Genomic DNA, 13,351 nt, shown 5'->3' with positions numbered 1-13,351 from the left:
CCTGCGGCGGCCGCGTGGGTCGGGCATGACAGGCACGAGCAGACCGGCGACACTGACATCCGAGCTCCTGGTGAGGGCTGGACGGTGTAGGAACCACCCACCCTACCAGGAGCTCGTCACGTCACCGGACTGCCACGCCGCCGCGCCTCACCGAGTTTCGAGACGCGTTCTGAATCAACACAGGGCACGCGTACGGGAACTGGTCCTCCAGGCGTCCCGCCACCGTGCCGAGCAGTTCCGCCTGTCGTGTCACCGGGCCATCCCACCACCGTCTCGAGCAGCCACCGCGAGGGGGGCTCCGGTCGCTCACCCGGCATGACCGGTCCAGCCCCGACCACCGGACAGCCGCCACCCCCGCGGTCGGACGAGGTCCGCTTCCGCACCGTGGGCGGCCGCGGGGGCGCGGACGTGGCGTCACCGGCCGTCAACGCAGAGTGGTCACTCCCCGTTCACGGGTGCGCCGACCGCCCTCGGTGTACCCGCCACCCGGGCGTTCTTCGGTCAGCAGGTCCGCCACGTCCCCTCACCCTCGGGAGACCGTTCCATGCCCTCGACACTGCACCCGGGCGTTGCGCCTGGCGACGATCACCGCTCTCACAGCTGCCCTGGCCACGACGACGTCCGCAACCGCCCACGCCGAGCCGGCGGCACCCGACCGGCCGGTCCGGGTGATGTCGTACAACATCCACCACGGCCAGGGCGTCGACGGTCGCCTGGACCTCGAACGCATCGCGAGCGAGATCCGCGACTCCGGTGCCGACGTCGTCGGCCTCCAGGAGGTCGACCGGCACTGGAGCGAGCGCAGCGACTTCGCCGACCAGGCCGCCGACCTGGCACGGATGCTCCGGATGCACGTCGTGTACGGCGCCAACCTGGACAAGGACCCGCTCGCCCCCGGTGAGCCGCGGCGCCAGTACGGCACCGCGATCCTCTCCGACGCCCCCATCCACGACTGGCGCAATACCCTGCTGCCCCGGGCGGGGAACCTCGAGCAGCGCGGCCTGCTGGAGGCGCTCGTCACCGTGCGTGGCGTGCCGGTCAGGGTCTTCACCACCCACCTGCAGCACAACAGCCAGCAGGAGCGCATCGCCCAGATCGCCGCGGTCCGCGAGATCATCGGCGTCCCCCAGGATTCCGTCGTGCTCACCGGAGATCTCAACGCCCGCCCGGACACCCCTGAGATCGATGCGATCACCGAGGACCTGGTCGACGCCTGGGCCGAGGCCGGGGTGGGGAACGGCTACACCCTGTCCGCCGAGAACCCGTACGCGCGGATCGACTACGTCATGCACAGCGACGACGTCGTGGCTCGCACCGCCGCCGTCCTGAGCACCGACGGCTCCGACCACCTGCCGGTGATCGCCGACCTCGCCCTGCCCGGCGACCGCGTGGGCACCGGCGCATCGGTGCGCTCCGCCGACCGCTGACCCGATCCCCGTCACGGTGACCCGCCGCCCCGGGTGGCGGGTCACCGTGACGTGCCGATCCGAGGACGGCCGGACCAGTTCGTCGAGTCGGCCGGACGGGCGTCGTCACGCGGTCTTCCCGGGTACATCGGAGGACGGCGACCGATCGCCCACGGCCGTCCGACTGGGGCGCACCAGAGTCACGATGTCGTGGGGATGAGCCGCGGATCATCACGGCCGGGGCCGCGCTCGGGACGGGGCCGGGACACCAGCCCTGTCGGTCGCGCACCCGGACGCTCCGCCCCGCGCCCGCGCCCGGTCCGTGGCGTCCGCCTTCCGTTCGTCACTGCCCCCGATGCGACCTGGCGCGGGTCGTGCGGCATCGATCGCACCGCCGAGCACCTGGAGCCTGTGCCCGTTCGACACCGGGACACCGGTCGAGCCCGGGCCCTCCCGCGCGCAGCCCGGAGAGGACGGCAGACCGTCGTGTACGGCTGCGGGCGGCTGCCGCGGTGACCGGATCCGGTCCCCATGGACCCTGATACGGCGGGAGGAGCCCCGCCACGAGGTGGGGCTCCTCCACTGGGGGGCGGGGTGACTGACCGGGGCTATGCGGCCTGGCGCTCGCCCCGGTCCTCGTCGACGACCTCGATGAGGACGTCGGGCCGGTCCGTGATGACGCCGTCGACGCCGAGGTCGATGAGCTGGCGCATGCGGTCGGCGTCGTTGACGGTGTAGGGCCAGGTCTCCATGCCGTAGCGGTGCACCATGTCGACGAAGGCAGCCGTCACACGGGTGTGGCTGGGGTTGATCTGGTCGGCCCAGGCGGACAGCTCGGCCATCTGCGCCTCCGACGGCGGGCCGCCGAGCAGGCCGGCGGGCACCTGGGGGGCGAGCTCGTTGAACTGCTCCATGAACTGCCAGTCGAAGGACTGCACGATCAGGCGGCCGGCGCGGGGGTCGGCCTGCAGCCAGCCCTCGCCGTCGAGCTCGGCGACGATGGCCTCGGCGATACCCGGGTACAGCTGCGGGCTCTTGACCTCCAGGAGCAGCCCGGCGCGGCCGCGCAGCGTGTCGAGCACCTGCTGCAGGGTCGGCACGCCCGTACCGGCGAACTCGGCGCCGAACCAGGACCCGGCATCGAGGGTCTCGATCTCCTCCAGCGTGAAGTCACGGACGTTCCACGGGGCGCGGTCCGGGTAGTGGGTCTCCACGTCGGTGGTGCGGGCCAGCGTGGTGTCGTGCATGACGACGAGTTCTCCGTCGCTGCTCATCTGGACGTCGATCTCGACGTAGTCGGCGCGCATGTCGGCGCCGAGGTCGACTGCGGGCAAGGTGTTCTCCGGCGCGTAGGCCGAGGCCCCACGGTGAGCGATGACCTCGACCTCACCCGAGGATGCGGAGCCACGGGAGTGCTCCTCGGCGAGGGCGCCGGAGGCCCCTCCGACCAGTGCAGTGGTGACGAACAGCCCCGTCAGGGCGGTGCGGGCGGCGTGCAGCATGCTCCTGCTTTCCGTGTGGGTTTCCAGGGACGCCGGTGACGCTAGGAAGGGCCGGCAGCCACGGCGCGTGCTCCGCGCGACGGTTCCGTGACCGTGAGGTGAAGGTCAGGAGGCTCGGGGTGAGGTGCTGATCGGCGGCCCGGGAGTGCGCGCGGGCGTCAACCGGGCCACCCGGCGTCTGGATGTCCACGAACGAGACCTCGCCGTCCGGGCTGGAGCAGGCCCACCGTCCTCGCACAGCACCAGCCCGCCGCGTGGGCTGACCGTGATGTGGTCCGGCGCGTCGAGCAGCGCCGGGTCCGGGGCCTCGAACAGCAGGATCAGCTGCCACCGGAGCGTCCGCGCGGCCGGTACTCCCACACCTGGCCCGCCTTCTGCTCATCGCCGCTGGTGGCGTTGGAGAAGATGCCGTCGCCGCGGGAGCGTTATTCGTCGACGTCCTCCACGGAGCCTGGCGTGCTGGTTCGGCTGGGTGCCGTCGGGAGTTTCCAGACCGTCTGGAAGGACATGGCCGTGTGCGGGCCGCGACGCCGACTGTCCACCCCTTCGAGGGCGTACGACCGCCCTGCTGCAGGGCAGTGGGCGACCAGTCCTCGATTGGCCTACAGGCGCCAGGCCTGTTGCTGCCCCTGGCGTTGCATGCGGCTCTGCACCCAGAGAATGAGGCAGCGCAGGGCGGCGTAGCCCTCTGCCGTCGCGAACCCCTGCTCGAACTGCGCCGCCTCGACCAGCTCGTCGCCGTCGACCGCGCCACCGGTGGAGAAGCGGTCGAGCACCTGCCCGAACAGCGTCGGGCTGGCGAACATGCCGGCGATGCCGAGGGCGACCGCGTACGAGACGGTCAACGTGGCCGGCGGGTGTTCCAGGGCCGCCCGGCGCTCGAGGAATCGGGTGACCTCGCGAGCCACGGCCAAGTCCGCAGCGGGCACCGTTGTCCGGACGGCGATGATCACTTCGACACTCCCCCACTGCACGCGGCATGCACGACCGCTGTATCTGAGAGCGCAAGGTCGATCTCACGTCGAGGTCCGGCGAGCCGACTCAGCGAAGCCATGCCGACATGGACTTCGCAAGGGCGCGAGGCCATCGCCGGCTCGCGAGGGTCGGCCTGTGGCCCCGCCCCTTTAGCGTCGGCCTCGACTGCGGTCGGGTGGTCACGGCACTCCCGGACCGGAGGTGGGCGTCATCGGCAGAAGCTCCCCGCGGATGGGCGTTCCTGCCTTGTCGCGCCCCATGTCGTCGTCCTTGAGGCCTTTCATCTCGCCCTTGAAGATGCGGAGGGAGCGCCCCAGCGAGCGGGAGGCGTCGGGCAGCTTCTCGTAGCCGAACAGCAGGAGCCCGGCCAGGAGGATCAGGCCGATCTCCATCGGCCCGAGGCTCACGGGTCGTTCCCTTCGTGGTCGTCGAGGAGGTCGCGGTTGCTGAGCGCCGGGTCGTCAGCCCAAGCGACCGGACTGGGTGTCGTCGGCCAGCAGGTGTTCGCGGACAAGGGTCCGCGGGTGGTACTGACGCAGGGCACGGAGCCGGTCGATGTCCTCACCGAGCTCCTGGTCCAGCTGGCCTCGGATGCCGGTCATGGCCGAGCGCAGTCGCCTGAGGCCGGCGGCGGCCTGCTGGGTCAGGTCGGGCAGCCGGTCGGGCCCGAAGACGAACAGGGCGGCGAGAGCCAGGACGACGATCTCGCCCCAGCCGATCGAGCTGAACACCGCACGCTCCTCCCCCGAAGCGGGTCGCCGGGACCGCCGTCCTCCCCGCCGGACAGGAACCAAGCGGCTGTACCGCTTCGCGGTGACGTCGTACGTACTGCCAGCGCTGGGTGAGCTGCGGCTGCGGGAGGTGACCGTCCCCGCGGTCGACCGCGCGTTTCGCGCGGTCCGCACCAGCCACGGCGTCGGCGCGGCCAAGTCCGCGCGCAGCGTCTTGTCCGGCATGTTGTCGCTGGCCGTGCGGCACGGTGCGCTCACGACCAACCCGGTACGCGAGACGTCGACCAAGCGCACGCAGAAGCGCACTGCGCAAGGACCGCGAGCACTCACGGTCCCGGAGGCCGAGCAGCTGCTGGTCAGGCTGTCCATGGATCCGGAGGCGCTCCGACTTGACCTCCCGGATCTGGTGGAGTTCATGCTCAGCACTGGAGTACGCATCGGAGAGGCTTGCGCGGTGCGGCGCCCGTCGGTCGATCTGGACCATGCAGCGCTCACCATCGCCGCCACCGTGGTGCGCGTGCCCGGCCGCGGGCTGATCATCCAGGAGTTCCCCAAGTCCGTCGCCGGCCGACGCACCATCGGCCTGCCGACCTACGTCGTCGACCTGCTGCGCCGCCGCCAGTCCGAAGGGCACGCCCCCGGCGACCTGGATGTCTTCTTCCCGAGCCCGTCGGGTCGGCTCCGCGATCCCAACAACACCAGCGGAGACCTCCGCAAGGTGCTCGACCGCGCCGGGTTCGCCTGGGTCACGTCGCACGTCTTCCGCAAGACCGTGGCCACCCGGCTCGACGAGGCCGGGCTGTCGGCTCGCCAGATCGCCGACCATCTGGGGCACAACCGGCCCAGCCTCACCCAGGACGTCTACATGGGTCGCGGCCTGGCCAGCCCGGACGCGGCCGCCGCTCTGCAGCGCCTCAGGTAGGCCGCGCTCCTGCTCACCCAGCGCGGCCACTGGACTCGGACGGCTCGCGCCCGGCCGTGGACGACGGCGTCCGGCAGCTGTCTCCGCCCGGAGACTTTGTTGGTCGTTTGTTGGTCGTCGCGCCCGACGCCCGAAGCCCATCAGGGCCTTGACCTGGAATTTTGCTCCCCCGATTGGACTCGAACCAATAACCCTGCGATTAACAGTCGCATGCTCTGCCAATTGAGCTACGGGGGATCGGCGGGCTGGCCCGCGCGCAGGGACGAGGTTACCCCACACCCTCCGCGCAGCCGCGCAGGGCCCTTCGCGTCGCGCGCCACACCGGATCGCGGCTACCGTGATCGTCCGGTCCCCCGCGTCTCACCTGGAGGTTCTCCATGGCGAAGCTGTCCTTCCTCGTCGGCTTCGGTGCCGGCTACGTCCTCGGCGCGAAGGCCGGTACGGAGCGCTACGAGCAGATCCGCCGGGCGTGGGAGCACGCCCAGGACAACCCGCAGCTGCAGGGCCTGGCCGGCATGGCACAGGCCCGCGCCGACGGCGTGCTGAACTCGGCTCGTGCCCGGATCGGCCTGGGTGGCTCCAGCGACCGCTCGACGGCGACCCGCCCCGGCTCGGTCCCGCGGGCCCGCACGGCCCCCCGCACCACCTCGGCCTCGGACACGCCGCTGCCGCCGCCGGACACCACCGGCGGGGTCTGACCCCGGGCGGACGCGGCCGGCTCAGCCCGGCTGGTCGGCCGCGACCGCCTCGGCCAGCTTCTGCCGGGCGACCTCCCGGGCAGTGGGGTCGTTGCGGTCGGCGTCGTCGTCGAAGACGACGGTCCACTCCCGCTCCGCCTGTCCGGGCAGCCGCCGGGCGACGAGCACGACGCCGCCCCCGCCGGGCAGCGGAACGCGCCGGCTGGCGACCACGGTCTGGTCCACCCGCCGGCGGACGACGGGCGGCAGGCCCCCCGCGTCGGTCAGCGCGTGCGTCTCCTCCGGCAGCCGCGCCTGCACCCCGGGCTCGACCTCGGTCAGCGGGGTCACCTCGAAGCGGCCGCCGCCGTCGCCGGTCCCCGTCCACCGGGCGGTGCCGACCTCGTGCCACGGCAGGACGCCGACGTCCCCGGCCTCCGGCAGCGGCAGATCGGCCGGCACCCGGCGCAGCCCGCGGGACGTCGCGACCAGCCAGCCCTGGTCACGCACCAGCGTCCCCCAGGCCAGCACCCGCTCGTCGGGGTCCGGCGAGGCCAGCGCCACCGCCCGGACCAGCTCCGGCGGCCGGGTGAACCGCTGCCGCAGGCGGTCGAGGATCGTCACGCGCCCAACCCGCCCATCGCCCGTTTGCGCAGCGAGATCGCCTGCTGCTCCAGGGCCATGAGCGCGCCGAACGCCTTCATGTACTCGTCACCGGCCTCGACCGGGTTCATCCGCTGCAGCCGGCCCTTGAGGGCGGCCACCTGGCGGACGGTGTGCATCTCCTCCAGCCGGGCGAGCACCGCGTTGACGTAGCCGGCGTCGGCCTCGCCTACCGAGCGCATCGGCTCGACGGCCAGCGCGGTCAGCAGCGCGGTCGCGCTCTCCCGGGTGCAGTGGGCGGCCACCTCGTCCAGCCAGCCCGGACCGCTGACCCGGGTGGCGGCCGCTCCCCCGGCCTGCGCGACGGCCGCGGCGACGGCGGCGTAGTCCGGGTCGGTGTAGGCCTCGACCGGGATGGCGTCGAACGACGGCCCGGCCAGCTCCGGCGCCTGCAGCACGGCCTTGAGCGCCTCGCGCTCGACCTCGACCGCGACGTCGTCCGGGCTCTTCTTCGGCGTCCGCGGCCGGCCGCGCGCGGGCTGGCCGCCGTCCCCGGTGGACCGGCGGACCCGCTCGAGCACCTCGGCCTCGTCGGTGTTGCCGATCATCCCGGCCAGCTGGCGGGCGTAGGCCGGGCGCAGCGCGTGGTCCTTGATCTGCGCGACCAGCGGCGCGGTCTTCTCCAGCGCGGCCACCCGGCCCTCGACGGTGTCGAGGTCGTAACCGGCCAGCGTGGTCTTGAGGACGAACGCGATCAGCGGCGTCCGCCGCCCCACCAGGTCACGGACGGCGGCGTCGCCGTGCGCCTGCCGCAGTTCGCACGGGTCGCGCCCGTCGGGCTCCACCGCGACGAACGTCTGACCCACGAAGCGCTGGTCCTCGGCGAAGGTCTTCATCGCCGCGGCCTGCCCGGCGGCGTCCCCGTCGAAGGTGTAGATGACCTCGCCGCGGAACTCGTCCTGGTCCATGAGCAGCCGGCGCAGCACGCCGATGTGCTCCGGGCCGAACGCCGTGCCGCACGAGGCGACGGCGGTGGTCACGCCGGCCAGGTGGCAGGCCATGACGTCGGTGTAGCCCTCGACGACGACGGCCTGGTGACGGCGGGCGATGTCGCGCTTGGCCCGGTCGACGCCGTAGAGCACGCTGCTCTTCTTGTAGAGCGGCGTCTCCGGAGTGTTCAGGTACTTGGGCCCGGGGTCGTCGTCGAGCAGCTTGCGGGCACCGAAGCCGATGACGTCGCCGGTGATGTCCTTGATCGGCCAGACCAGCCGGCGGTGGAAGCGGTCGATGAGCGTGCCGCGGCTGGACTCCTTGGCCAGGCCCGCCGTCACCAGCTCCTGCTGCGTGAAGCCGTTGCCGCGCAGGTGCCGGGTCAGCGTGTCCCAGCCGCCGGGGGCGAAGCCGCAGCCGAAGTCCAGCGCCACCTGCCGGTCGAAGCCGCGGTCGGCGAGGAACTGCCGGGCCGGCGCGGCATCCGGGCTGCCCAGCTGCTCGGCATAGAAGGCCGCCGCCGCGGTGTTGGCCGCGACCAGCCGGGCCCGCTGTCCGACCTGCGAGCGGTCCGGGGCGCCGGTGGGGCGGCCGCCGTCGTCCTCGTAGTGCAGCTCGACGTTGGCCCGCCCGGCCAGCAGCTCGACCGCCTCGGTGAAGGACAGGTGGTCGATCTCCTGCACGAAGCGGATGACGTCGCCACCCACCCCGCAGCCGAAGCAGTTCCCGGTGAGGATGTCGTCCTCGAGCGTGAAGGCGTGCGTGCCGGGGACCTCGGCGCAGAAGACCTCCTCCACCCGGTCGGACCACTCGACCGACCGGACGACCCAGTTCTCGCCCCGCTGCCGAGCCCGGGCCGCCGCGACTCCGGTGACGTCCGGGGCTGCCTGGGCTGCCGCCCCCACCCCCGCCAGCGCGGACACGCGTTCCCGCGGGAACGTCGAGACCAGCACGTCACCCGGGCGGAGGTCCCTGGTCAGCTTCTCGCGGCGGTCCTGCCGGAGCTTCCCCGACGGGACGAACCAGCGGTGTTCGTCGGTCGCGTGGAGGACCTTCGTCCGGCCGTTGCGGCTGAGCGTCAGCGTCATCAGCCGCTGTACCCCGTACGACCGGAACGGCGCCTCGACCCAGCCGCCGTCCCCGTCGAGCACTCGGACCGTGCGGCCGGCGAGCTCGCGGATGGGGACGACGCCGTGCTCGGTGAGGACTCCGGTCTCACCCGCCAGGCAGTGGTAGAGCCCCCTTGAGGGCGTGACGTGGAACGACGGCGACTTCTCGTCGTGGAACGGGCACAGTCCCTTGAGGCTGCCGCCGCCGGCACGCTTGAGCTGCAGGTGGTCGCCGATCACCTCGTCGATCCGCGACCGCTCGCGGACCAACGCGATGTCGGCGGCGCGGATGCGTCCGCGGCCGGCCATCAGTCGCCCCCTCCGCCGTCGCTGCCGCCGTCGGCTCCCCCGGCGATGACGGCGTCCCGGCGGCCCAGGACCGGTTCCTCGATGTCGACGTCCCACGTGCCGCGCCACCACGACGTCTGGCGGGCGCGCAGCCGCGCCGTCCCCGCCGGCCACCGGCTGATCAACTCCGGGCCGTCCTCGGCGAGTACCCGCTCGCGGTCGTCCACGACGGCCGTGGCCGCCTCCTTCCAGTGGGCGGCCCGCAGCGTGGCGACGACGACGCCGTCGCGCAGCACGGGCCGCACTCTCTTCCCGGTGCCGGCGCTGCCGGCCCTGCCCAGCTCGAGCACGTGCCTCACCCGATCCCGGGGGCGCCGGCGATGCTCTCGCCGGTCGCGCGGTAGAGCAGGTAGGCTGCCGTCTCGCGCAGGATGTAGCGGAACTGCGTGGCGCGGGTCTGCACCGCCGGGCCCTGCCGGGTGGGCGAGCTGTCGGCGGTGATGCCGGCGTCCTCGGCCATCCGCTCGGCGCGCATGGCGTGCCACGGGTCGGTCACCAGCACCGCGGACTCCCAGCCGCGCTCGTCGAACGCGGTGCCGACGGCCCGCATGCTCTCCAGCGTGTCGACGCCCTCCTCGACCGCGAGCAGCGCGTCCTCCGGGACGCCCCCTTCGGCGAGGTAGGCGCGGCCGGACTCCGCCTCGGTGAACTGGTCGCCGTCGGCCTTCCCGCCGACGGTCACGATCACCGGCGCGACGCCGGCCTCGTACAGCTGCAGCGCGTGCTCCAGCCGCGCCTCGAAGATGGACGACGGGACGCCGTTGTACTGGGCCGACCCGAGCACCACGATCGCGTCGGAGGCCGGCCGAGCGTCCTTCCGCGCCGTCCACCAGATCGCCGTCGCGGTGGAGACGACGAGCAGGACGACGGCGAGCACGAACGCCCCCACCGCCCGGCCCACCAGGCTCCCCGCGCTCACTCCCACGCGTCATGGGTACCACGCGGGGCTGTCGGTTCGGAGGCGGTGTGACGGGTGTGCCGGGCCACCCCGCGCGCGAGATCGGCGGTGTCGTGGCGATCAGCCGCTGATGGCCACGAGACCGCCGATCTCGCGGGGGCCGAGCCCCGCTCAGGAGCCGGCGCGGTCCGCCCCCAGCGCCGCGCGGCCGGCCTCGAGCCGGGCCACCGGGACGCGGAACGGCGAGCAGGACACGTAGTCCAGCCCCACCTCGTGGAAGAAGTGCACCGATTCCGGGTCGCCGCCGTGCTCGCCGCAGACGCCGAGCTTGAGCTCCGGCCGCGCCGACCGCCCCTCCTGGGCGGCGAGCTCCACCAGCCGGCCGACGCCGGGCCGGTCCAGCGACTCGAACGGCGACACCCCGAAGATGCCCTTGTCCAGGTAGGCGTGGAAGAACGCGGCCTCGACGTCGTCCCGCGAGAAGCCCCAGGTCATCTGGGTCAGGTCGTTGGTGCCGAAGGAGAAGAACGCGGCCGACTGGGCGATCTCGGCGGCGGTGAGCGCGGCCCGGGGCACCTCGATCATCGTGCCGATGAGGACGTCGAGCTCGACGCCGCGCTCCTCGAACACCGAGGCCAGGACCTGCTCGGACTCCTCGCGGATGGCCTCGAGCTCCTGCACCGCGCCGACCAGCGGGATCATGATCTCCGGCCGCGGGTCGCCGCCGGCCGCCTTGCGCTCGCAGGCCGCCTCGGCGATGGCCCGCACCTGCATGGCGAACAGCCCCGGCTGGACGAGCCCGAGGCGCACGCCCCGCAGGCCGAGCATCGGGTTCTCCTCGTGCATCCGCCGCACGGCGGCCAGCAGCCGCAGGTTGGCCTCGTCCGGGTGACCCTCGGCCTCCGCGACCGCCACCCGCACCGCGAGGTCGGTGAGGTCGGGCAGGAACTCGTGCAGCGGCGGGTCGAGCAGCCGCACGGTCACCGGCAGCCCGTCCATCGCCTCGAAGATCTCCAGGAAGTCCTGCTTCTGCAAGGGCGCCAGCGCGTCGAGGGCAGCCTGCTTGCCCTCCTCGTCCTCGGCGAGGATGAGTTTCTCCACCAACTGCCGCCGGTCGCCCAGGAACATGTGCTCTGTCCGGCACAGGCCGATTCCGCGGGCGCCGAACCGCCGGGCGCGGGCGGAGTCCTCGGGGGTGTCGGCGTTGGTGCGCACGTCCAGCCGCCGCACCTCGTCGGCGTGGGTCAGGATCCGGTGCACGCTGCGCACCAGGTCGTCGGCCTCGGCGGAGTCCGGGTCGATCTCGCCCTCGAAGTAGCGGACGACGGCCGGGGCCTCGACCGGCACCTCGCCCAGCCATACCTTGCCGGTGGAGCCGTCGATGGAGATGACGTCGCCCTCCTCGACGGTGACGCCGCCGGGGGCGGTGAACCGCCTGGCCTTGGTGTCGACCTGCAGCTCCTCGGCACCGCAGACGCAGGTCTTGCCCATGCCGCGGGCGACGACGGCGGCGTGCGAGGTCTTGCCGCCGCGGCTGGTCAGGACGCCCTCGGCGGCGATCATCCCCGAGAGGTCGTCGGGGTTGGTCTCCCGGCGGACCAGCACGACCTTCTCGCCCCGGTCGGCCCACTGGACGGCGGTCTCGGAGGAGAACACGGCCTTGCCGACGGCGGCGCCCGGCGAGGCGTTCATGCCCTGGGTGAGCTGGGTGGCGTCCCCGCCGGAGACGAACCGCGGGAACATCAGCTGGGCCAGCTGGTCGCCGGTGACCCGCCGGACCGCCTCGTCCATGTCGATCAGGCCCTCGTCGACCAGCTGGGTGGCGATCCGGAAGGCCGCGGCCGCCGTCCGCTTGCCGACGCGGGTCTGCAGCATCCAGAGCTTGTTGCGCTCGACGGTGAACTCGATGTCGCACAGGTCGCGGTAGTGCGACTCCAGCGTGCTCATGGTCGACAGCAGCTCGCGGTAGGCGCCCTCGTCGATCCGCTCCAGCTCGGGCAGCGGCACGGTGTTGCGGATGCCGGCGACGACGTCCTCGCCCTGCGCGTTCTGCAGGTAGTCGCCGTACACGCCCTGCTCGCCGCTGCCCGGGTCGCGGGTGAAGGCGACGCCGGTGCCGGAGTCCATGCCGAGGTTGCCGAACACCATGGCGACGACGTTGACCGCGGTGCCGGCGTCGCCGGGGATGCGCTCGCGGCGGCGGTAGAGGATCGCCCGCTCGGAGTTCCACGAGTCGAAGACGGCGTTGATGGCGAGGTCCAGCTGCTCGCGCGGGTCCTGCGGGAAGTCGCGGCCGCACTGCTCGCGGACGATGGCCTTGAACCGGCCGACGACGTCCTCGAGGTGCTCGGCGTCGAGGTCCAGGTCGGAGTCGGTGCCCTGCTCGCTCTTGACCTCGTCGAGGACGTGCTCGAGCAGCTCGCCGTCGAGGCCGAGGACGGTCTTGCCGAACATCTGGATCAGCCGGCGATAGGAGTCCCAGGCGAAGCGCTCGCTGCCGGACTGGGTGGCCAGCCCGCGGACCGACTCGTCGTTGAGGCCGACGTTGAGGACGGTCTCCATCATCCCGGGCATCGAGGCCGCGGCACCGGACCGCACGGACACCAGGAGCGGGTCCGACGGGTCGCCGAGGGTCTTGCCCATCGCCTTCTCCAGCGCGGTCAGGTGCTCGGTCACCTGGTCGGCCAGCTCGGGCGGGGTCCGGCCGTGCTCGAGGTAGAAGCGGCAAGCGTCGGTGGTGATGGTGAACCCGGGCGGCACCGGCAGCCCGAGGTTGGTCATCTCCGCCAGGTTGGCGCCCTTGCCGCCCAGCAGGTCCTTCTGGTCCTTGTTGCCCTCGCTGAAGTCGTACACCCAGGTGGCCGTCCCGGTACCGCTGCCCACCGTGCACCTCCGCGCTCGTCCGCCGGCTGGTCAGTGCCTGCCGGGGACGGCGCCCCGGGGTCCCCCGTCGCCGCCCCGGCGAGCCCGGCCCGCGGGTAGACGTCTCATACGTCCGCTCGGGGCCAGACAGAGATCGTGGACCACCGTCGGGGGACGCGCCAGCCCGCGGCGCAGGACCGGGAGGGCGGCCCCCTGCAGGGTCCCGCCGTGAGCCTGCGAGCGACGGGGGCAGGGCGGCCCCGTCCAGGGCACCGCCGCGAGCTTGCGAGCGGTGGGGAGGACGGCGGCCCCCTGCAGGGGCCCGCCC

General features: G+C 72.9%; 12 protein-coding genes and 1 tRNA gene. 3 read left to right on the top strand and 10 right to left on the bottom strand.

The features are described 5' to 3' along the window. Positions 1 to 569: 569 nt before the first annotated feature. Complete coding sequence (locus tag CNO22_RS09420; protein WP_198588204.1) at positions 570 to 1,427, top strand: endonuclease/exonuclease/phosphatase family protein; 858 nt, start codon at positions 570 to 572, stop codon at positions 1,425 to 1,427. 587 nt (positions 1,428 to 2,014) lie between these two features. On the opposite strand, the gene CNO22_RS09415 is transcribed toward CNO22_RS09420, so the two are convergent. The 4 genes from CNO22_RS09415 to CNO22_RS09400 all read right to left on the bottom strand — a co-directional run bounded on the left by CNO22_RS09415 (position 2,015) and on the right by CNO22_RS09400 (position 4,614). After that, complete coding sequence (locus CNO22_RS09415) at positions 2,015 to 2,908, bottom strand: glycerophosphodiester phosphodiesterase (protein ID WP_100499117.1); 894 nt, start codon at positions 2,906 to 2,908, stop codon at positions 2,015 to 2,017. 602 nt (positions 2,909 to 3,510) lie between these two features. Next, positions 3,511 to 3,861 (bottom strand): hypothetical protein, encoded by a 351-nt coding sequence (locus tag CNO22_RS09410; RefSeq protein WP_100499116.1) that lies wholly within the window; start codon positions 3,859 to 3,861, stop codon positions 3,511 to 3,513. Positions 3,862 to 4,062: 201 nt separating this feature from the next. Continuing rightward, positions 4,063 to 4,275 (bottom strand): twin-arginine translocase TatA/TatE family subunit, encoded by a 213-nt coding sequence (locus CNO22_RS09405; RefSeq protein WP_232806919.1) that lies wholly within the window; start codon positions 4,273 to 4,275, stop codon positions 4,063 to 4,065. A 69-nt stretch (positions 4,276 to 4,344) separates the two neighbouring features. Continuing rightward, positions 4,345 to 4,614 carry a twin-arginine translocase TatA/TatE family subunit gene (locus tag CNO22_RS09400; RefSeq protein WP_100499114.1) on the bottom strand — a complete coding sequence of 90 codons (270 nt, stop codon included), beginning with the start codon at positions 4,612 to 4,614 and terminating at the stop codon, positions 4,345 to 4,347. 82 nt (positions 4,615 to 4,696) lie between these two features. On the opposite strand from CNO22_RS09400, the gene CNO22_RS09395 reads away from it, so the two are divergent. Further along, positions 4,697 to 5,536 (top strand): site-specific integrase, encoded by an 840-nt coding sequence (locus CNO22_RS09395; RefSeq protein ID WP_100499113.1) that lies wholly within the window; start codon positions 4,697 to 4,699, stop codon positions 5,534 to 5,536. A 164-nt stretch (positions 5,537 to 5,700) separates the two neighbouring features. Here the strand turns inward: CNO22_RS09395 and CNO22_RS09390 are convergent. Next, a tRNA-Asn gene (locus CNO22_RS09390) sits at positions 5,701 to 5,773 on the bottom strand. A 140-nt stretch (positions 5,774 to 5,913) separates the two neighbouring features. Here CNO22_RS09390 and CNO22_RS28965 point away from each other — a divergent pair. Further along, on the top strand, positions 5,914 to 6,234 hold the full coding sequence (locus CNO22_RS28965; protein ID WP_232806918.1) for a hypothetical protein: 321 nt from the start codon (positions 5,914 to 5,916) through the stop codon (positions 6,232 to 6,234). A 21-nt stretch (positions 6,235 to 6,255) separates the two neighbouring features. Here the strand turns inward: CNO22_RS28965 and CNO22_RS09380 are convergent, their stop codons facing one another. From CNO22_RS09380 to ppdK, 5 genes are all read right to left on the bottom strand, one after another. Continuing rightward, complete coding sequence (locus tag CNO22_RS09380; protein WP_100499112.1) at positions 6,256 to 6,837, bottom strand: hypothetical protein; 582 nt, start codon at positions 6,835 to 6,837, stop codon at positions 6,256 to 6,258. Then, positions 6,834 to 9,224 (bottom strand): DNA primase, encoded by a 2,391-nt coding sequence (dnaG, locus tag CNO22_RS09375; RefSeq protein ID WP_100499111.1) that lies wholly within the window; start codon positions 9,222 to 9,224, stop codon positions 6,834 to 6,836. Before dnaG ends, CNO22_RS09380 begins: the two co-directional genes overlap by 4 nt. After that, a complete protein-coding gene (locus tag CNO22_RS09370) occupies positions 9,224 to 9,553 on the bottom strand; it encodes a hypothetical protein (RefSeq protein WP_232806917.1) in 330 nt (109 codons plus the stop codon). The genes dnaG and CNO22_RS09370 overlap by 1 nt, the downstream gene beginning before the upstream one ends. A gap of 5 nt (positions 9,554 to 9,558) precedes the next feature. Further along, positions 9,559 to 10,188 carry a YdcF family protein gene (locus CNO22_RS09365; RefSeq protein WP_232806916.1) on the bottom strand — a complete coding sequence of 210 codons (630 nt, stop codon included), beginning with the start codon at positions 10,186 to 10,188 and terminating at the stop codon, positions 9,559 to 9,561. Positions 10,189 to 10,332: 144 nt separating this feature from the next. After that, positions 10,333 to 13,044, bottom strand: a complete 2,712-nt coding sequence (ppdK, locus tag CNO22_RS09360) for a pyruvate, phosphate dikinase (RefSeq protein WP_100499108.1) — start codon at positions 13,042 to 13,044, stop codon at positions 10,333 to 10,335. Positions 13,045 to 13,351: the final 307 nt, after the last annotated feature.

It is taken from the genome of Geodermatophilus chilensis (assembly GCF_002802985.1).
GTDB lineage: Bacteria > Actinomycetota > Actinomycetes > Mycobacteriales > Geodermatophilaceae > Geodermatophilus > Geodermatophilus chilensis.
This window is presented reverse-complemented; position numbering and strand designations above follow the sequence as displayed.

Coding starts and splice junctions, on each gene's coding strand:
- CNO22_RS09415 (WP_100499117.1), bottom strand. CDS start 2,908: ATGCTGCACGCCGCCCGCACCGCCCTGACGGGGCTGTTCGTCACCACT.
- CNO22_RS09405 (WP_232806919.1), bottom strand. CDS start 4,275: ATGGAGATCGGCCTGATCCTCCTGGCCGGGCTCCTGCTGTTCGGCTAC.
- CNO22_RS28965 (WP_232806918.1), top strand. CDS start 5,914: ATGGCGAAGCTGTCCTTCCTCGTCGGCTTCGGTGCCGGCTACGTCCTC.
- dnaG (WP_100499111.1), bottom strand. CDS start 9,224: ATGGCCGGCCGCGGACGCATCCGCGCCGCCGACATCGCGTTGGTCCGC.